The sequence below is a fragment of the Brevundimonas sp. NPDC055812 genome (assembly GCF_053616535.1).
In genome coordinates this window covers 174,083-193,079 of record NZ_JBSHDX010000001.1, presented here as the reverse complement: position 1 = coordinate 193,079, position 18,997 = coordinate 174,083, and the positions used below count along the sequence as shown (strand labels likewise).

The window sequence follows — 18,997 nt, the reverse complement described above, 5'->3', positions numbered from 1 at the left end:
GCGCCTCGCGGGCCGGACTCAGTCCGTTGCGATGACGAACCTCCTCAATAGGCCGGGGGAAGGCTGCGGTCGAGACTGGCCTTTATGCCGCGCCACCAGCGATTGATGCGGCCGCGCGGCGGGGCGGGTAGGGGATGGTCGCGCGCGGCGATCAGGGCCTCGACCAGATCCTCGGCCTCGCACGGCCAGCCGTCCGGCGTGACATAGACCGGATAGCCGATCAGGGCGGCGTGGATGACGCTCTGCAGACTGGTATGACGGGTGCGGCGCTCGAACGTCAGGCGGTCGTCGGTCAGGCCCCACCCGGCATAGAAGGGGCGGCCGTAGACGCTGACCGGCTTGCCCCGCATCAGGGCCTCGAACCCCGTCAGTGAGGTCAGCGTCGCCAACCGGTCGCAGGCGTTCAGGCAGTCCACGATGTCCAGATCGTCGGCCGAGGCGTCGACCTCCTCCATCGCCGCATGGTCCAGCAGGCCGGGGCGGTTGCCCGCCGTCACGTCCGGGTGGTTGCGATAGATCAGGAAGGCGTCGGGATGATCCGCCCGCGCCGCCTTCACCAGGCCGGAGTTGGTGCGCAGGTCCGGCCCGCAGCCCATCAGAATCGAACGGTCGTTCTCGACCTGACCGACGACCAGCAGGATCGGCCTGTCCTTGGGCCAGTGCGCCGGGACGCCCGCCCCCTTCAGATTGTATTTCGACAGGCCCGCCTCGACCACCCGAACACGAAGCGCCTCGGCGCGCGCGGCCTGATCCGGCGAGGGTTCGCCCGCCTCGATCAGGCTCTCCAGACGGCTGGGTCGGGTCGGGTCGTAATAGACGCCCTGATCGTCCAGCGCGACCGACAGGGCGCCGAAGAAGTCGGACCCCAGCCCGCGCGAGCGGATGAAGCCGTCCTCCATCCGCACGATCGGCCCCTCGAAAGCGTCGGCGGCGGCGCGGATCTGCGGCGTCTCCTTGCCGGCCCACCAGATCAGCTTTCCGCCCGTGGCTCGCGCATGGGCGACGGCGGCGGATGAGCGCCAGAAGTAACGGACGCGGCCCTTGGGCGAGTTCAGCAGGCGGCGCACCGGCGGCCGCTTGGCCGGGGCGAAGCCGACGGCGGCCCAGTCGCCCGCCAGCCGATCGGCCCGGTCGCGCAGGGCGATCAGCCGCTCCAGCGCCTGTTCGGCCTCGCACCGTTGGCCGGTGACGGGATCGATATAGCGGGTGTAGGCGATCAGGGCCGCCGCCGCGATCTGTTCCAGATCGCGCGGGGCGCCGCGCCGTCCAGTCTGCACGGCGTCCGTCGTCAGCCCCCATCCGGAATAGAAGGGCGCGCCGAAGCAGCGCACTGGCAGGCCCCTCAACAGCGCCTCGAACCCCAGCGCCGAGGTCACGACGTAGACCGCATCCACCGCCGCCAGCAGGTCGGCGGGTCGCACGTCGGTGTCGATCAGGGTGACGCCCTGCAGCTGGTCCGCCGGGATGCAGCCCTGCTTGCGCCCTGCGGCCACGGCGGGGTGGCGTTTGACGATCAGTTGGGCGTCCGGTTCGTCGCGCCGGGCGGTCGCCAGCATGTCGGAGAAGCTCTGCTCGCTGGCCAGTCCATAGCCGATGGAGGCGTCGCCGAAGGTCTGGTCCACGATCAGCACCCGGCGGCCGGGCTTGAGCAGGCTTGCGTCCAGCGGCCCGCCCATATTGGTCTTGGACACGCCCGAGGCGACGATGCGGTTGATCAACGCGCGCGACCGACCGCGCATCGCATCGTCGCACCAGTCGGGCGCGGTCTGGATCAGATGCTCCAGCCGACTGGGCCGGGTCGCGTCGTAATAGACGCCCAGATCATCGACGATGAGACTGAGGCTGGTCGCCCCGCTCTCGCCGATCCCGACCGAGCGCAGGAAGCCGTCTTCCAGCGCGACATAGGGTTTGCCGTGCTTCGCCGCCCAGCGTCGGCCCGCTTCCGCCGTCGGCTTCATGCCCCAGCCGAGGACGACCTCGATCGACGATCCGGGCAGGGCCGACAGCGTGTAGTCGGGCAAGAATGCGGACAGGAACGGGACCTTCAGCACCCCCGGCGCACAGACCCAGGCGCGGGTTTTCGACGGGGGCGGAAGCGGTGCGGTCATGGGGTCGTGTCTACGGTCTGCCGTCAGAAGGCGCCACCCCGCTCTTCCTTCTCCCCTTGCGGGAGAAGGTGGACGCCGAAGGCGTTCGGATGAGGGGTTTTGCAACGGTCGAGAGACCCCTCAGCCGACCTCGCTCTGCTCGGCCACCTTCTCCCGCAAGGGGAGAAGGGTTTAGACGGTCGCCAGCAGATCCTGCGCCTGCGCCAGATGCAGCCGCTCCACCATCTCACCCTCGACGCGGATGACCCCCAGTCCGGCGGTTTCGGGCGCAGCGAAGGCGGCGACGACCTTGCGCGCCCAATCGATCTCATCGGGCGACGGACCGAACGCCGCATTCGCGCCCTCGATCTGCGAGGGGTGGATCAGGCTCTTGCCGTCGAAGCCATACAGCCGCCCCTGCGCGCATTCTGCGGCGAACCCGGCCTCGTCCTTGATGCGGTTGAATACGCCGTCGATGACGCTCAGGCCGTTGGCGCGCCCATGGGCCACGACCGCCGCCAGCCACGGCTTCAGCGGCTCCCGATCGGGCGAGGGGCCGGTCTTCAGGTCCTTGGCCAGATCGTTGACGCCCAGCATCAGGCCGCTCAAGCCTCCGTCCGCTTCGGCGATGTCGCGCAACTCCACCAGGGCGCGCGGCGTCTCGATCATGGCCCACAGATCGACGCCGGGGCGCAGCGCCGCCGACAGGGCGTGAACCATGGCCGCGCTCTCGACCTTGGGCGCGACGATCAGGTCGACGGGGGCGTCACGCAGGGCCTTCAGGTCGTCGGCGCCCCACGGCGTGTCCAGCCCGTTGATCCGCACGCCGAGGCGCGGGCCGAAGCCGCCCTCGTGCGCCGCCGCGACGGCGGCCGCGCGGGCCTGCGCCTTCATTTCAGGCGCGACGGCGTCCTCCAGGTCCAGCACCGCCACGTCGCAGGGCAGAGTGCGGGCCTTCTCGACCGCCCGGGCGGTCGAGGCGGGCAGGTAGAGGACGCTGCGCGCGCGCATCAGACCTTGCCCGTGACGGGGATCAGGGCGCCCGTGACCGCCCGCGCCTCGGGCGAGGCCAGGAACAGGATGACGGCGGCCAGGTCGGCGGGCGCGACCCACTTCGACGGATCGGCGTCGGGCATGTCGGCGCGGTTGGCCGCCGTGTCGATGATGGAGGGCAGGACGGCGTTGACCGTCACCGGGGTCGACTTCAGCTCTTCGGCCAGAGCCTCGGTCAGGCGGTGGACCCCGGCCTTGGAGGCGGCGTAGGCGCCCATGCCGTGCCCGGCCTTGATCGCGCCATTGGCGCCGATGTTGACGATACGGCCCTCAGGCGAGGCTTTCAGATGGGGCAGGGCGGTGCGGCTGGCGTTCAGCGTCGTCTTGACGTTGAGGGCGTGCATCCTGTCGAATTCATCGCCATCGCCATCGCCCTCGACCGGGCTCCAGACGAAGCCGCCGGCGATGTTCAGCAGGGCGTCTAGACGGCCGTAATGGGCGACGACGGCCTCGATTGCGGTTTTCGCCTGCGCGGGGTCGGTCAGATCGACGCCGTTGATCTCGAACACGTCGGGATTCGGCTGGCGCGGCGGGGTGCGGCCGATGACGGCGACCGACAGGCCGCGCGCCTGCGCCGCCTCGACGACCGCCCGGCCAAGGGCGCCGTATCCGCCGGTGATCGCGACGACTCTCTGGCTCATGCTTCCTGCTCTTGTCGGTTCGGCGCGGACCATAGCGGGGTGCGCGGCGTGATCAATCGACGATCAGGCGTCCCACAGACGCGCGGCGCCGCGCACGCCCGAGGAATCGCCCCACTTCGCCGGGACGATCCGCCCCTCCCAGTGATCAGAAAAGACATGCCGCGCCACGACGGCGGGCAGGCGGTCGTAAAGCTCGCTCACGTTCGACATGCCGCCGCCCAGAACGAAGACCTCCGAGTCGGCCAGATTGACGACCATGGCCAGCGCGCGCCCCAGCCGGTCGATGTAGCGGTCCAGCGCGGCGGCGGCCTGTGCATCGCTCGCGCGAGCGGCGTCGATGATGGCCTGCGCTTTCCACGCCCGCCCAGTCGCGGCTTCATGATCGCGCTGGAAGCCCGTGCCGGCGACCCATGTCTCCAGACAGCCGTGCAGGCCGCACCAGCAGGCGGGGCCGGGCGCCTCTTCGGCCGAGGGCCAGGGCAGGGAGATGTGGCCGATCTCGGCGGCGACGGCGTGCGCGCCCTCGATCAGCCGACCGTCGATGACCAGGCCGCCGCCGCAGCCGGTGCCCAGGATGACGCCGAACAGGCTGGCCGCGCCCGCGCCTACGCCGTCGGCGGCCTCGGACAGGGCCAGGCAGTTGGCGTCGTTGGCCAGCCGAACCGGACGGCCCAGCGCGGCCTGCAGATCCTCGGCGAGAGGGCGGTCGTTCAGATAGGTGGAGTTGGCGTTGCGGATCAGGCGGGTGCGCGGCGAGGGCGAGCCGGGAATGGCCAGGCCGACCGATTGCGCGGGGCCGACCTCGGCCTCGACCCGCGCGACCAGATCGGCGACCAGGCGGATGGCGGCGTCATAGCTTCCGGGGTTCGGCTCGCGGATTCGAGCCGCGAAGGCGCCCGCCGCGTCCAGCGCCGCCGCCTCGATCTTGGTGCCGCCGAAGTCGATTCCGATCCGCATGGTTGGGAGGTAGCACGGGCGGGGGCAGGCGTCGTGGGGGGAACCCGCTCCTGACCCCTCCGCCGTCATCCTCGGGCTTGACCCGAGGATCCAGCGTGGTGCGGACGGCCGGTTGAGGATGATGCGCCGCCGTCGCGCCTCGCACGGGCGAGGTTCAGGGCGCGGACGGCTGGATCCTCGGGTCAAGCCCGAGGATGACGGCAGGGGACGGAGGGCGGAGTAGTGGAGGTGAACGAGGCGCGCTTCACCCCGCGGCGAACACCTTGCGCATCAGCCGTTCCAGCGCCTCGGCGTCCACGGCGTCGAAGGCGGCCTTTTCGGTTGCGTCCACATCCAGCACGGCGATCAGGGCGCCCGAGGCGTCCAGCACGGGAACCACGATCTCGCTGGCCGAGCGGCTGTCGCAGGCGATGTGGCCGGGGAAGGCGTCGACGTCTTCGACCACCTGGGTCTGGCGCGTTTTCGCCGCCGCGCCGCAGACGCCGCGCCCGAACGGGATGCGCAGGCAACCCAGCGTGCCCTGATAGGGGCCGACCACCAGTTCATCGCCCTTGGCCGCGTCCACGACGTAGAAGCCGGTCCAGAAGAAGGCGGGAAAGGCGTCGGCCAGTATGGAGGCGACGGTCGCCATGCGCGCCGTCAGGTTCGGCTCGCCGTCCAGCACGGCCAGGATTTCGGCCTCGACCTCGGCGTAGCGTTCGGCCTTGTCGGCGGGGCGGTCGTCACGGGCGACATAGGACATCGGGCGTGCTCGGAGAAACTAGGGAACGGTGTAGGCGCTGCAATCGGGCAGGGGCGCGTCTGCAACATAGGCCTTTGCGGCCCGATCGAAAGTGAAGACGCGATGCACCGTGCATTCGGCGTCTACGGCCTTGACCAGGTCCTCGGGCTTCAGCGGCGGCTTGGCCAGGGAGTCCTCGTCTCGCGACACCCGGCCGGGGAAGGTGGCGGCGGTCGAGGCGTAGGTCAGGCGCGGCGGGAAGGCGTCGCCCTCGGCCTTCAACTCGGCGGCGAACTCGTATTCGTCGTGGCAGGCGCCGGCGCGCTGTTTCATGTCCTCTTCGCCGAAGCAGGCGCGGATCATCAGCGAGCCGGACATCGGGACGGTCAGGATTTCCTGCGGCGTCTCGCCGGGCGTGAAGCGCACCAGGGTCTGGTAGGAGGACATCCCGCCCCCGCCCGAATACATGGCCTGCAGTTCCATGTCGGCGCCGAGGATGACGTCGTCGCTTCCGGCGCGACGCAGAATGACGCCGGGCTTCCAGAAGCCTTCGGAGGCCTCGCTTTCGATGAGGTGGGAGGCCGCGGGCGCACGGCCGTCCGGCGTTCCGTCATACAGGCGCAGCACCAGCTGTTCGTCCGTCTCGTCCGTCTCGATCAGGGCGCACCAGCGGCGATCGGCGGTGCAGGCGGGGATGGCCTCGCCCTGAGCCGCCGCCGGGACGGGCTCCAGCGTCTCGAAATCGGGCGAAAGGACGGAAGCCAGAAGGGCGGTGAGCAGAAGGGCGGTCATGAAGGCGTTCCTGAACGACTGCGAGGCGTTCGGATGTGGTAGGCCCGGAGGGACTCGAACCCCCAACCAGACCGTTATGAGCGGTCGGCTCTAACCATTGAGCTACGGGCCCCCGAAGCACACGAAGGCGTGCCTAGCAGGCGGCGCGGCGGCTGCAAAGCCGCCTTGGGCCTGTCGCGCTTTTCACGCCGATGAACGGAACCTGCACAGGGGTCTTTTGCGTTCGTTCAGCTTGAAACGGTCAAGTTAGGCCGTGGCTGGCGAACACGTCCGCCCGAATGAATTCGACGGAGACCTCGTAATGACCCGCACCGCACGCGCCCTGATGCTGGGCACGGCCCTGATGACCTTGGCGGCGCCGGCCGTCGCGTCCGCCGCTTCTGGCGCTCAATCCCAGCCCGGCGGCTCTTCCCCGATGCAGGTGCACGCCATGGCCCAACAACCCGCCCTGAACCTGTCGGCCTATGGCGAGGTCAAGGTCGCGCCGGATCAGGCCACGATCAACTTCGGCGTGGTGACCGAGGCCCCGACGGCCCAGGAAGCCATGGCCCAGAACGCCCAGCAGATGACCCGCGTCGTCGCCGCCCTGCGTCGCGCCGGGATCGCCGAGCGCGACATCCAGACCTCGGGTCTGAACCTGTCGGCCCAGTACGACTATCAGCAGAACGAGCCGCCCAAGCTGCGCGGCTATCAGGCCTCGAACCGGGTTACGGTGACGATCCAGGATCTGAGCAAGGTCGGAACGACCGCCGACGCCGTGGTCACGGCTGGCGTCAATCAGATCGACGGCATCGCCTTTGGCTTGAAGGACCCGAAGGCGGCCGAGGACCAGGCCCGCGTGCTGGCCGTGCGCGCCCTGCAGGACAAGGCGCGTCTGTACGCCCAGGCCCTGGGCGTCGACCTGGGGCCGGTGCGTTCGCTGACCGAGGGCGGCGGTTATGCGCCTGAGGTGCGGCCGCAGGCCATGTACGCTCGCGCCGCCATGGATGCGGGCGGCGCCTCGACCCCGGTCTCGGCCGGCGAGCTGACGGTCCGCATCGATATCAGCGGAACCTACGACATCGGCCGCTGATCGCGATCCGGCGATGAAACGAGAAGGGCCCGCCGGAAACGGCGGGTCCTTTTTCGTGAGTTTATTACCGTCCGTTCATTTGACGCGCGGGGCGCGGCCTCTATCCTCACGCTTGGCCGCCTCTGGCCGCGATCCTGGACGCCCGCCTTCCTATGAAGCAGTTCTTCCTCACCATGCTGGGCGTCTTCGCCGGGCTTGTGGCCTTCTTCGTCGTCCTGCCCGTGGTGGCGCTGATCTTCTTCGCCATGGCGGCCGGGGCCTCCAAGCCGACCACGCCCGCCCATACGGTGCTGGAGCTGGACCTGCGCAGCGGCCTGACGGATCAGACGCCGGTCAATCCCTTCGCGGCGTTCAGCGGCCCCAGCCTGTCGGTGGTTCAGGTCGTGGACGTGCTGGCTCAGGCCGCGGCCGACGACAACGTCAAGGTGCTGCTGCTGCGCGCGCCCGAAGCCGGCATGACGCCCGCCTCGGCCGACGAGGTGCGTCAGGCGATCGCCCGCTTCCGCGCCTCGGGCAAGACGGTCATCGCCCACAGCCAGGGCTTCATGCCCGTGGGCGCGGTGATGTCCAGCTATATGGTCGCCTCCAGCGCCGATCAGCTGTGGCTGCAGAACACGGCGAACTTCCAGGCCGTGGGCCTGTCGGCGGACAGCGTCTTCCTGGGCCGCGCCTTCCAGAAGTACGGCGTCAAGGCCGACTTCGAACAGCGCTACGAATACAAGAACGCCGTCAACGAATATACGCAGAGCGATTTCACCGCCCCGCACCGTGAAGCCATGCTGGCCTGGATGGGCTCCATCTACGATAGCGCCGTCGCCAACATCGCCCGCGACCGCAAGACCACGCCCGAGGCCCTGAAGGCCGTCATCGAGGCCGGCCCCTATTCAGCCGATCAGGCCCTGTCGCTGAAGCTGGTCGACAAGATCGGCCAGGTCGAGGAAGCCGAGGCCGCCGCCAAGGAAAAGGCGGGCAAGAACGCCAAGATCGTCAAGTTCGGCGACTACGCCTCGCTGAAGGGGACGCGCACGACCTCGGGCGCGGGCTCGGCCAAGTCGGCGATCGCCATCGTCGGCGGCGAAGGCGCGATCATGACCGGCCGCGGCTCCAACGACTCGCCCTTCGGCGGCGGCTCCAACATCCGGTCGGACGATACGGCCAAGGCCATCTATCAGGCCATCGAGGACAAGGACGTGAAGGCCATCGTCTTCCGCGTCTCCTCGCCGGGCGGCTCGCCGGAAGCGTCGGAACAGGTTCTGGCCGCCGTGCGCGCGGCCAAGGCGGCGGGCAAGCCGGTGGTGGTGTCCATGGGCGCCTATGCGGCGTCGGGCGGTTACTGGATCAGCTCCGAGGCCGACTGGATCGTGGCCCAGCCCTCGACCCTGACCGGCTCCATCGGCGTGTTCGGCGGCAAGTTCGTGCTGGCCGATGCGCTGGGCCGTTTCGGCGTCGACATGCGCGGCCTGTCGGTCGGCGGCGACTACGCCGACGCCTTCTCGCCGGTGCAGGGCTTCGATCAGGGCCAGCGCGCCGCCTTCGCCGCCTCGATGGACCGCATCTACGAAGAGTTCGTCGCCCGCGTGGCCAAGGGCCGCAAGCTGCCGGTCGAGCGCGTGCGTGAGATCGCCAAGGGTCGCGTCTGGACCGGCGCCCAGGCGCAGGGTCTGGGTCTGGTCGATCAACTGGGCGGTCTGGAAGAGGCCGTGGCCAAGGCGCGCCAGCTGGCCAAGATCCCGTCGTCGGACGTGGTCCGCTTCAAGCGATTCCCGCAGCCGCAGACGCCGTGGGAAGCGCTGGCGACAGCCTTCGGCGCTTCGGGCCAGGCCGCTGAGGCGATGGTCAAGGTCGGTCAGGTCATGGGCGACCCCGCCGCTCAGGCCATGCTGAACCGGGTCGAGACGGACCGGATGCGCAGCAGCGGGGCGGTGGTTCTGGCCGATCAGCCTGCCTTCTGAGGCGCGCCCGATCAGTAAAGTGACTGGTGCGTGATGTCGCAGTACATTGACCGTTCAGGTCGATGGACCGACATTACGCCTCAGGCGTTCATCAGGACGCTGAGAGAGGCTTTGAGTTCATGATCAACTCCGACCCGATGGGCCAGCTGGGTTTCAATGCGCGCCGTCGGCCCGGTTCCGGCCTGCTGGCGCCCTTCGTCTGGGTCGCCGGTCTGATCGCCACCGCCCTGGCTGTGACGGTCGGCGCCTTGCTGGCCGTCTTCACCGCCGCCGCCGTAGCCATGATCGCCGTGGTCGGCGGCGTGCTGGTCTTCTTCGCCGGTTTCGCCCTGCGCGCCCGCCGCGCCATGACCGCGCGCCGCCGTCGCGACGACGGGGTCATCGACGCCAGGAAGGTCGGCGATACCTGGGTGGCCTACGGCTGGGAAAAGGAAGGGCGCTGACAGGGCCCTCATGATCGCCTTCACCGACGCGCCGTCCCCGAATTTCGACGCCCGGCGCGGCCCGCCGGACATTCTGGTGCTGCACTACACCGGCATGGAGACCGCCGAGGCGGCGATCGAGCGCCTGCGGGATCCGGAAGCCAAGGTTTCGGCCCACTATGTCGTCGACGAGGACGGCGCCATCCTGCGCCTGGTGGCCGAAGAGCGCCGGGCCTGGCACGCCGGGCGCGGCGCCTGGCAGGGCGAGACCGACGTCAACGCCGCCTCCATCGGCATCGAGATCGTCAATCCGGGCCATGAGTTCGGCTACCGCCCCTTTCCCGAGGCCCAGGTCCGGGCGGTGATCGCCCTGGCGGCGGACATCCGCACCCGCTGGTCCATTCCCGACGCCCGCATCATCGCCCATTCCGACCTGGCGCCCGAGCGCAAGCAGGATCCTGGCGAACTCTTCCCGTGGAAGCGGCTGGCCGAGGCCGGGCACGGCCTGTGGTTCGAACCGGCGCCGGAGCGCGTCGGCGCCCTGGGCGCGCCTCTGTCGCCGGGCGACGAGGGACTGGGCGTCATTGTCCTGCGCTCGGGTCTGCACCGGCTGGGCTATGGGCTGCAGCCGGGCGGCGCCTATGACGAGGAGACCCGCCTGACGGTCGAGGCCTTCCAGCGCCACTGGCGGCCGGATCGGGTCGACGGCGTGGCCGACGGCGAGACGCGGGCGCGTCTGGTCGGCCTGCTCCAACTGGCTTCGGTCGAGAGCGTCACGGGCGTTCTGGATTGACGCGGCGCCCTATCGCGCGCATCTAGCGCTCGCCAGACGGCCGGGCGGTCGCGGCGGGGGCTTGCTCCCGTCGAGGAAAGTCCGGGCTCCACGGTGAAAAGGCGGCGGGTAACGCCCGCCCGGGGCGACCCGAGGGACAGCGCCACAGAAAGCAAACCGCCCCGGTCCGCCGGGGCAAGGGTGAAAGGGTGGGGTAAGAGCCCACCGCGTCGGCGGCAACGTCGACGGCATGGCAAGCCCCGCCTGGAGCAAGACCAAATAGGGACATCGCGCGGGGCTCGCCCCGCAGGGTTCACCGCCCCAGATGTCCGGGTAGGTCGCGAGAGCCGTCCAGCAATGGGCGGCCCAGAGGAATGATCGTCGCCGCTTTCGGGCGGAACAGAACCCGGCTTACAGGCCGTCTGGTGTTTATTTCAGGGACAACTGACCCTCTCCCGGCGGGAGAGGGCTTGAGTGCACGAGAGCGTCAGCGATCGTTCTGGCGCGAAAGGGTGAGGGGCTTGTCCTATCAGTCGGCGTAAGCCGTAGAGCCATCGGTCAGACACGGCCTACGGCCGACTTCACCCGCGAACCCTCACCCTTTCGCCTGAGCCAATCGCTTCGCTCTTGGAGGCTCAAGCCCTCTCCCATCGGGAGAGGGATGCTCATTAACCATTCCGTTTAAATCAAGGCCTTAGAACCCGTCCACAGGCTGTGAATACTCATTTTGTTCTGTGTATGTTCCGATTTTACAGTCGTGACGACGTCATCGGAACCGCAAATTAGGTTAAAGAGCGTCAACTAATCCCATTGAGACCCATTCTGTCCCATGCTATCCCAGTGGCTCATGAGTGAGGGCCAAGGCCCGACGCGTGGGCTTTTTCATCGGATTTCAGGGACGGGCCGCAGGGTTCGATAGGGCAGGGCGTGTTTCTCTCGACCTACGAGAAGCAGCTGGACGGCAAGCGCCGTCTCCTGATCCCTCAGGAATTCCGCACGGCCGAGAACGGCGCCGAACATGGCGTCTTCTGTTTCCCCTCCATCGAAGCGGACTGTCTGGAAGCGGGCGGCGACAAGCTGTTCGCCGAATATCGCGCGGTGATCGAAAGCCTGCCGTTCGGCGATCCCTATCGTTCGGCGCTGGAGGCCTCGATCTTCGGCGAGCAGAAGCCGTTGGCCTATGACTCGGGCGGGCGCATCACCCTGCCGGAGCATCTGTGCGCCGAGGTTGACCTGTCCGATACGGTCGTCATCTACGGCGTCGGCGAGCGCTTCCAGATCTGGAACAAGGACAAGTGGGCCGCGCACCGCGCCGAGCAGCGCCGCATGGCGCGCGAGGGCCTGAAGCAGTTCGGCGAGATGCGTCGCCAGGCGATGGCCGCCAAGAACGGAGGGGCGGCATGACCTCTCCGCACGCGCCCGTTCTGCTGGCCGAGGTGATCGAGGCGCTGGCGCCCAAGGCGGGCGATGTCGTCATCGACGCCACCTTCGGCGCAGGCGGGTATACGCGCGCCATTCTGGAACGCGGCGCGGATGTGGTGGCGCTCGATCGCGACCCGACGGTGCAGCCGTTCGCGGACGCCGTGGCGCGCGACTTTCCCGATCGCTTCCAGCTGATCCGCACGCCGTTTTCCGGTCTGGCCGAGGCGTTCAAGGAAAGCGGCAAGGCGAAGCTGGACGGCGCCGTCTTCGACATCGGCGTCTCGTCCATGCAACTGGATCAGGCCGAGCGCGGCTTCTCCTTCATGCGCGACGGGCCGCTGGACATGCGGATGTCGGATGAGGGCGAAACCGCCGCCGACATCGTCAACACCTGGGACCACGGGCCGCTGGCCCATATCTTCAAGCTGTATGGCGACGAGCGCCAGTCGGGCCGGGTCGCCACGGCCATCCTGCGTCGCCGGGTTGAGCAGCCCTTCACCCGCACCCTGGATCTGGCCGAGGTGGTGGAGAAGGCTCTGGGCGGGCGTCGCGGCGCCGCCATTCATCCGGCCACGCGGGTGTTTCAGGCCCTGCGCATCGCCGTCAACGACGAGCTGGGCGAGCTGGAGCGCGGGCTGGAGGCGGCCGAGGCGACGCTGGCGCCCGGCGGACGGCTGGTCGTCGTCACCTTCCATTCGCTGGAAGACCGGATGGTCAAGGCTTTCCTGACCGAGCGCACCGGCAATGCGCCGGGCGGGTCGCGTCATGCGCCGGTCGCGGTCGAGACGCGCAAGCCCAGCTTCGACCTTCTGTTCAAGGGCGCGCGCGAGGCGGACGAGGCCGAACTGGCCGCCAACCCCCGCGCCCGCTCGGCCAAGCTGCGCGCAGGTGTTCGCACCGACGCCCCGGCCTGGGGCGCGGTGAAGGGGAGGGCCGCATGATCGCCATGCCCGCCCCCATCAAGCGTCTGTTCGATTGGAAGGTGCGCGGCGTGCGCTGCGTCGAGATCATCGGCGTGGCCTGCGTGCTGGCGCTGGTCTTCTCGGTCTACATCGCCAAGGCGGCCGCCGCCCGCGAAAGCGCCGAGATCAGCCGCATCGAGCGCGATATCCGTGAAAACCGCGAGCGGGTCCGCCTGCTGCGCGCCGAGGTCACGCGGCTGGAGCAGCCCGCGCGGCTGGAGGCCCTGTCGCGCGAGATCGGCCTGGGTCCGGTCGATGTGAAGAAGCAGGCGGGCGAGGCGGCCTTGACCGAGATCGCCCCGCCGCCGGTCGAGAAGCCGGTTGAAAAGGCCCCTGCTGCGCCGCCCGCCGCCGCGGCGGAGGCCGTGCAATGAGCGTGCATGACCACCACGGCATGGGCTATCGCGGCCGCCCGCAGGCGACCTTCGGCGGCGCCGTCTCGGCCTGGGGGCGGTGGGTCGCCTCCCTGGTGTGGAACCTGGAGCACTCGTTCGAGCGCGCCCGCGCCGATGCGCGGCCGGAAGAAGACACCCGCGTCCGCATCTTCCTGATCATGGCGGCCTTCTGCGCCGTCTTCGCCTGCCTGGCGCTGGGCGCGGCGCACGCGGCGCTGCTGACGCCGCGCGGCGGGGCGGGGGCGGGCTTCCACCCCGGCGCCCTGACGCGCGCCGACCTGGTGGACCGCAACGGCCGGCTGCTGGCGACCAACATCACCCACTACGGCCTCTATATCGACCCGCGCGAGGTCTGGGACATTCCGGCCGCCAAGGCGCAGTTGCGCCGCGCCCTGCCGCGCATTTCCGCCGCGCGTCTGGACCGGGTGATGAGCGGCGAGCGCCGCCTGATCGCGCTGACGGGTCTGACGCCGTCGGAGCGCCGGGCGGTTCATGCACTGGCGCTGGGCGGGGTGACGTTCGAGCCGGAGGACCGCCGCGTCTATCCGCTGGGGACCTCGGCCGTGCATCTGATCGGCCGTTCGGATACGGGCGGTGAAGGCGTGGCGGGCGCCGAGCTGGCCTTCAACCAGGAAATCCGCGCGGCGGGCGTCGCGGGCGAGGACTTCCCCCTGTCGATCGACCTGCGCATCCAGGGCGTGGTCGAGAACGAGCTGGCCATCGCCGCCGAGGAGCACAAGGCCAAGGGCGCCGTCGCCGTGGTCGCAGACGTGCAGACGGGCGAGATCCTGGCCATGGCCTCGTGGCCGACCTATGACGCCAACCGTCGCAACGCCGCGCCGGAAGAGGCGACGCTGAACCGCGTCACCTCGGCCCACTATGAGATGGGCTCGGTGTTCAAGAGCTTCACCGTCGCCGCCGGGATCGACACCGGCCGGGCCGACATGAACACCCTGTTCGACGCCTCTCAGGCCCTGCAGATCGGCAAGCGCCGCATCACCGACTTCCACGCCACCAACAAGGTGCTGACGCTGGAGGAGGTCTATCTGCATTCGTCCAACATCGGCACCTCGCGACTGGCGGTCGAGATGGGCGGCGATGTGATGCGCGACTATTTCCGCCGCCTGGGCCTGCTGGACGCCGCGCCGATCGAGCTGAAGGAATCGGCCGCTCCGCCCAAGGTCAGGAAGTGGGACGACAGCACCCTGGCGTCGCTGTCCTTCGGCTACGGCATCATGGTCACGCCGATCCAGTATGTGGCGGCCTATGGGGCGCTGAGCAACGGCGGACGTTATGTGGCGCCGACCCTGCGCAAGGGCGGCCGTCCGAACGCCCAGACGCATCAGGTCGTCTCGGCCGAGACGTCGGCGACCATGCTGGACCTGATGCGCCGCAACGTCACGCGCGGCTCGGGCCGGTTCGCCGATGCGCCGGGCTTGCGCATGGGCGGCAAGACGGGTTCGGCCAACAAGCTGGTCAACGGCCGCTATAATCCGGCGGTGGCCGTCGGCTCCTTCGCCGGGGTCTTCCCAGCCGACGGGCCGGTGGACGCCAAGCGCTACACCGTCTTCGTCCTGATGGACGAGCCGGGCGTCTATCCGCGCACCGGCGGCTATGTCGCCGCGCCCGCCGTGGGCCGCATCGCGAACCGCATCGCCGGCTTCCTGGGCGTCGAGCGCAAGGCCGACCGCTGGTCCACCGCGCTCGGCGAAAAGATCCCCGAGTTCCAGGACGTGGAGGGCGACGGCCGATGAGCCAGCTGCGCCTCTCCGAACTGCTGCGCCGGGACGTGGCCTCGGACCCTGAGATCACCGCCGTCACCGCCGACAGCCGTCAGGTCGTGCCCGGCGCCCTGTTCGTCGCCCTACCGGGGACGCAGGCCGACGGCCGCGCCTTCATACCGCAGGCCCTGGCGAAGGGCGCGGCGGCCGTGCTGGCGCCGTCGGATACGCCTGAAGGCGCGGCACCGGTCCTGGTCGGATCGGGCGACGTGCATCGGGCCTACGCCATCGCCGCGCGCGCCTTCTACGGCGCCCAGCCGCGCACCTGCGTCGCCGTGACCGGCACCAACGGCAAGACCTCGGTCGCCAACTTCTGCCGCCAGATCTGGGCCGGCATGGGCCTGAAGTCGGCCAGCATGGGCACCCTGGGCGTCGTCGGCCAGAAGGGCGACAGGACCTACGCCCTGACCGGCCCCGGCCTGACCAGCCCCGACGCAGCCGAGGCCGCGCGCCTGCTGGCCGAACTGGCCCGCAAGGAGGTCACGCACCTGGCGCTGGAGGCCTCGTCCCACGGCATCGATCAGCGGCGTCTGGACGGGGTGGCGATCAAGGCGGCGGGCTTCACCAATCTGACGCAGGACCACCTCGACTATCACGGCACGATGGACGAGTACCGCGCCGCCAAGATGCGCCTGTTCGAGGCCCTGCTGCCGCGCGGGCGCACGGCGGTTCTGAACGCGGATTCCGACGCCTATTCGGCCTTCGCCTCGGCCTCGATCATGGCGGGGCTGGGCGTGATGGGCGTGGGCGAGCGCGGCCGCGACCTGACCCTGCTGGCGCGTCGGGCGACGCCGGAAGGCCAGCGCCTGACCCTCGACGCGCGCGGCCGGGTGCATGACATTCTGCTGCCGCTGGCGGGGGCGTTCCAGGCGTCGAACGCCTTGGTCGCAGCGGGCCTGTGTATCGCGGGCGGCGAAGACCCCGACCGCGTGATCCCGGCGCTGGAGCTGATCCAGGGCGCGCAGGGCCGCCTGCAACGTATCCCCGGCGGCGCGTGCGGCGGCGAGGTCTATGTCGATTACGCCCACACCCCCGACGGGCTGGAGACGGTGCTGAACGCGCTGCGTCCGCACGCGACGGGCAAGCTGATCGTCGTCTTCGGCGCGGGCGGCGACCGCGACCGCGCCAAGCGGCCGCTGATGGGCGAGATCGCCGGGCGTCTGGCCGATACGGCCATCGTCACCGACGACAATCCGCGTTCCGAAGACCCCGCCGCCATCCGCGCTCAGGTCCGCGCAGGCTGCCCCGATGCGCTGGAGATCGGCGACCGCCGCGAGGCCATCCGCCACGCCGTCTCCCTGATGCGCGAAGGAGATGTGGTCGTGATCGCCGGAAAAGGGCATGAACAGGGTCAGATCGTCGGCGGGGTCGTGCATCCCTTCGACGACGCCGCCGAAGCGACCGAAGCCCTGAAAGACCATGCCTGACGCACACACGCCGCTCTGGACCGCCGAAGCCATCGCCTCGGCGACCGGAGGACGGCTTCATGGACCCGACGCTGAAGTCTCGGGCCTGACCTACAACAGCCGCGAGATCCAGCCGGGCGACCTGTTCCTGGCCCTGCACGGCGCACGCGACGGGCATGAGTTCGCCGAGGCCGCCTTCGCGGCGGGCGCGACGGTCGCCCTGGTCGACCGGCCGGTCGAGGGCGGGTCTTATGTGCTGGTTCCCGACACCCTGAAGGGCTTGGAGGCGCTGGGCGTCGCCGCGCGCGACCGCGCTCGCCTGCGCGGCGCCGTCACCGGCAGCGTCGGCAAGACCAGCGTGACCCAGGCCATCAAGGCGGGCCTTGATCTGGCGGGATCGAGCCACGCCTCGATCAAGAGCTACAACAACCATATCGGCGTGCCGCTGACGCTGGCGCGGATGCCGCAGGGCACGGACCGCGCCGTGTTCGAGATCGGCATGAACCATCCGGGCGAGATCGGGCCGCTGTCGCAGTTCGTGCGTCCGCACGCCGCCTGCGTCACTACGGTCGGACCGGTGCATATCGAAGCCTTCGCCGATGGCGAGGCGGGCGTGGCGCGCGAGAAGGCCGCCATCTTCGAGGGTCTGACGCCGGGCGGGATCGCCGTGGTCAACGCCGCGGACGCCCATGCAGACATCGTGCGTCAGGGGGCCGAGAAGGCCGGGGCCGTGGTGCGGACCTTCGGCAATGAAGCGGGTTGTGACGCGCGACTGCTGGACTTCGTCGCCGATAGCGAGGGCGCGACCGCCACGGCCGAGCTGGACGGACGTCGCATCGAATATCGCCTCGCTCAATCGGGCGTGCACTGGGGGCTGAACAGCCTGTGCGTCATCCTGATGCTGCAGGCGCTGGACGTGTCGCTGGACACGGCGCTGCAGGCCTTGGCGGGGTTCCAGCCGCTGGCCGGGCGCGGGCAGGTGAGAACGGTCCTCGTTCCCGGCGGCGCCTTCACCCTGATCGACGAGAGCTACAACGCCAATCCGCTGTCGATGAAGGCGGGCTTCGTCAGTCTGGGCGCCAAGCCGGTGGGGCAGGGCGGCCGCCGCGTCGTCGTCCTGACCGACATGCTGGAGCTGGGCGAGCACAGCCGCGCCCTGCACGAGGGGCTGGCCCCGGCCATCGTCGGCGCTGGGCTGGACCTGGTGCATACGGCCGGGCCGCAGATGCGCCTGCTGCATGAGGCCCTGCCGCCTGCGCTGCGCGGAGAATGGCGCGAGACCGCCGCCGAACTGGCCGCTGAGGCCGTGACCCTGATCCAGCCGGGCGATGTGGTCATGGTCAAGGGCTCGAACGGATCGAAGGCGTCGCTCGTTGCGGCCGCGCTTGCAAATCTCGGCGTGGCCGAACAAGAGGCGCGCGTCGCCGCCGAGGCCCAAGGGAAGCCTGCCTGATGTTCTACCTGCTCTATCTCTATTACGCGGACATCGCTCAGGAATATCCGCTGCTGCACCTGATCCAGTATCAGACGGTGCGCGTGGCCCTGGCCATGGCCACGGCCATGATCGTGGCGGTCGCCATGGGCAGCCGCTTCATCAACTGGATTCGCGCCAAGCAGGGCCGGGGCCAGCCGATCCGCGACGACGGCCCGGTCTCGCACCTGTCCAAGGTCGGCACCCCGACCATGGGCGGGCTGATGATCCTGGCGGGCATCGGCGTGGCCGTGCTGCTGTGGGGCGACCTGACCAACCCCTATATCTGGATCGTTTCGGGCGTGACGGCGGCCTTCGGGGTGCTGGGCTTCATCGACGATTACGCCAAGGTGACGAAGCAGACCTCGGCCGGGCTGACGTCCAAGCAGAAGCTGCTGGCCCAGACGGTCGTGGCTGTGATCGCCGGCGTACTGACCGTGCTGTGGATGACCCAGTCGCCGACCTCGCCGGGGCTTGAGACCTCGATCGCCTTCCCCTTCCTGAAGGCGGTGCTGCTGAACATCGGCTGGTTCTATGTGGCCTTTGCGGCCTTCACCATCATCGGCTTCTCCAACGCGGTGAACCTGACGGACGGGCTGGACGGGCTGGCCATCGTGCCGGTGATGATGGCGGCGGGCGCCTTCGGCATCATCAGCTATCTGGTCGGCAACTTCCTGTTCGCGGACTATCTGCAGGTCCACCATGTGCCCGGCGCGGGCGAACTGGCCATCTTCTGCGCCGCCATCATCGGCGGGGGCATGGGCTTCCTCTGGTACAACGCGCCGCCGGCCAAGATCTTCATGGGCGACACCGGCTCGCTGGCTCTGGGCGGCGCCCTCGGCTCGATGGCCGTGGCGACCAAGCACGAGCTGGTGCTGGGCATCGTCGGCGGCCTGTTCGTGGTCGAGGCGGCCTCGGTCATGATCCAGGTCGGCTACTTCAAGCTGACGGGCAAGCGCATCTTCCTGATGGCCCCCATCCACCACCATTTCGAGAAGATGGGCTGGCCGGAATCGACCGTGGTGATCCGCTTCTGGATCGTCGCCGCCATGCTGGCCCTGGCCGGCCTGGCCACGCTGAAGCTGCGTTGA

The 18,997-nt window shown here is 69.4% G+C and carries 17 protein-coding genes, 1 tRNA gene and 1 other RNA gene; 12 read left to right on the top strand and 7 right to left on the bottom strand.

What is annotated here, in order from left to right:
* Positions 1 to 44: 44 nt before the first annotated feature.
* The 7 genes from ACWGL1_RS00985 to ACWGL1_RS00955 form a co-directional block, all read right to left on the bottom strand.
* A complete protein-coding gene (locus ACWGL1_RS00985; protein ID WP_452110918.1) occupies positions 45 to 2,108 on the bottom strand; it encodes a capsular polysaccharide biosynthesis protein in 2,064 nt (687 codons plus the stop codon).
* Positions 2,109 to 2,279: 171 nt separating this feature from the next.
* Positions 2,280 to 3,098 carry an HpcH/HpaI aldolase/citrate lyase family protein gene (locus tag ACWGL1_RS00980; RefSeq protein ID WP_452110917.1) on the bottom strand — a complete coding sequence of 273 codons (819 nt, stop codon included), beginning with the start codon at positions 3,096 to 3,098 and terminating at the stop codon, positions 2,280 to 2,282.
* Positions 3,098 to 3,781, bottom strand: coding sequence for an SDR family NAD(P)-dependent oxidoreductase (locus ACWGL1_RS00975; protein WP_452110916.1), 684 nt, complete (start codon positions 3,779 to 3,781; stop codon positions 3,098 to 3,100). Before ACWGL1_RS00975 ends, ACWGL1_RS00980 begins: the two co-directional genes overlap by 1 nt.
* A gap of 63 nt (positions 3,782 to 3,844) precedes the next feature.
* Positions 3,845 to 4,738: an ROK family protein gene (locus ACWGL1_RS00970; protein WP_452110915.1), complete on the bottom strand. Its 894-nt coding sequence runs from the start codon at positions 4,736 to 4,738 to the stop codon at positions 3,845 to 3,847.
* 244 nt (positions 4,739 to 4,982) lie between these two features.
* Positions 4,983 to 5,480: a GAF domain-containing protein gene (locus tag ACWGL1_RS00965; RefSeq protein WP_452110914.1), complete on the bottom strand. Its 498-nt coding sequence runs from the start codon at positions 5,478 to 5,480 to the stop codon at positions 4,983 to 4,985.
* A gap of 18 nt (positions 5,481 to 5,498) precedes the next feature.
* On the bottom strand, positions 5,499 to 6,251 hold the full coding sequence (locus tag ACWGL1_RS00960) for a hypothetical protein (protein ID WP_452110913.1): 753 nt from the start codon (positions 6,249 to 6,251) through the stop codon (positions 5,499 to 5,501).
* 36 nt (positions 6,252 to 6,287) lie between these two features.
* Positions 6,288 to 6,363 (bottom strand) — tRNA-Ile (locus tag ACWGL1_RS00955).
* Positions 6,364 to 6,552: 189 nt separating this feature from the next.
* Between ACWGL1_RS00955 and ACWGL1_RS00950 the strand changes: the two genes are divergently transcribed.
* From ACWGL1_RS00950 to mraY, 12 genes are all read left to right on the top strand, one after another.
* Entirely contained in the window at positions 6,553 to 7,323 is a 771-nt protein-coding gene (locus ACWGL1_RS00950; RefSeq protein ID WP_338576500.1) for an SIMPL domain-containing protein, read from the top strand.
* A gap of 152 nt (positions 7,324 to 7,475) precedes the next feature.
* The gene (gene sppA / locus ACWGL1_RS00945) at positions 7,476 to 9,275 is read left to right on the top strand and encodes a signal peptide peptidase SppA (protein WP_452110912.1); all 1,800 of its coding nucleotides are present in this window, start codon (positions 7,476 to 7,478) and stop codon (positions 9,273 to 9,275) included.
* A gap of 119 nt (positions 9,276 to 9,394) precedes the next feature.
* A complete protein-coding gene (locus tag ACWGL1_RS00940; RefSeq protein WP_338576496.1) occupies positions 9,395 to 9,718 on the top strand; it encodes a hypothetical protein in 324 nt (107 codons plus the stop codon).
* A gap of 10 nt (positions 9,719 to 9,728) precedes the next feature.
* Positions 9,729 to 10,490, top strand: coding sequence for an N-acetylmuramoyl-L-alanine amidase (locus tag ACWGL1_RS00935; protein ID WP_338576495.1), 762 nt, complete (start codon positions 9,729 to 9,731; stop codon positions 10,488 to 10,490).
* 32 nt (positions 10,491 to 10,522) lie between these two features.
* Positions 10,523 to 10,899, top strand: an RNA gene (gene rnpB / locus ACWGL1_RS00930) — RNase P RNA component class A.
* Between the two features lie 497 nt (positions 10,900 to 11,396).
* A complete protein-coding gene (locus tag ACWGL1_RS00925) occupies positions 11,397 to 11,873 on the top strand; it encodes a division/cell wall cluster transcriptional repressor MraZ (RefSeq protein ID WP_291777851.1) in 477 nt (158 codons plus the stop codon).
* The gene (rsmH, locus tag ACWGL1_RS00920) at positions 11,870 to 12,832 is read left to right on the top strand and encodes a 16S rRNA (cytosine(1402)-N(4))-methyltransferase RsmH (RefSeq protein WP_452110911.1); all 963 of its coding nucleotides are present in this window, start codon (positions 11,870 to 11,872) and stop codon (positions 12,830 to 12,832) included. Before ACWGL1_RS00925 ends, rsmH begins: the two co-directional genes overlap by 4 nt.
* Entirely contained in the window at positions 12,829 to 13,227 is a 399-nt protein-coding gene (gene ftsL / locus ACWGL1_RS00915) for a cell division protein FtsL (protein ID WP_452110910.1), read from the top strand. Before rsmH ends, ftsL begins: the two co-directional genes overlap by 4 nt.
* Positions 13,224 to 15,002, top strand: a complete 1,779-nt coding sequence (locus ACWGL1_RS00910) for a penicillin-binding transpeptidase domain-containing protein (RefSeq protein ID WP_434735065.1) — start codon at positions 13,224 to 13,226, stop codon at positions 15,000 to 15,002. Before ftsL ends, ACWGL1_RS00910 begins: the two co-directional genes overlap by 4 nt.
* Positions 14,999 to 16,456: a UDP-N-acetylmuramoyl-L-alanyl-D-glutamate--2,6-diaminopimelate ligase gene (locus ACWGL1_RS00905; protein ID WP_452110909.1), complete on the top strand. Its 1,458-nt coding sequence runs from the start codon at positions 14,999 to 15,001 to the stop codon at positions 16,454 to 16,456. Before ACWGL1_RS00910 ends, ACWGL1_RS00905 begins: the two co-directional genes overlap by 4 nt.
* Positions 16,449 to 17,888 (top strand): UDP-N-acetylmuramoyl-tripeptide--D-alanyl-D-alanine ligase, encoded by a 1,440-nt coding sequence (locus ACWGL1_RS00900; RefSeq protein WP_452110908.1) that lies wholly within the window; start codon positions 16,449 to 16,451, stop codon positions 17,886 to 17,888. Before ACWGL1_RS00905 ends, ACWGL1_RS00900 begins: the two co-directional genes overlap by 8 nt.
* A complete protein-coding gene (mraY, locus tag ACWGL1_RS00895; protein WP_286949962.1) occupies positions 17,888 to 18,997 on the top strand; it encodes a phospho-N-acetylmuramoyl-pentapeptide-transferase in 1,110 nt (369 codons plus the stop codon). The genes ACWGL1_RS00900 and mraY overlap by 1 nt, the downstream gene beginning before the upstream one ends.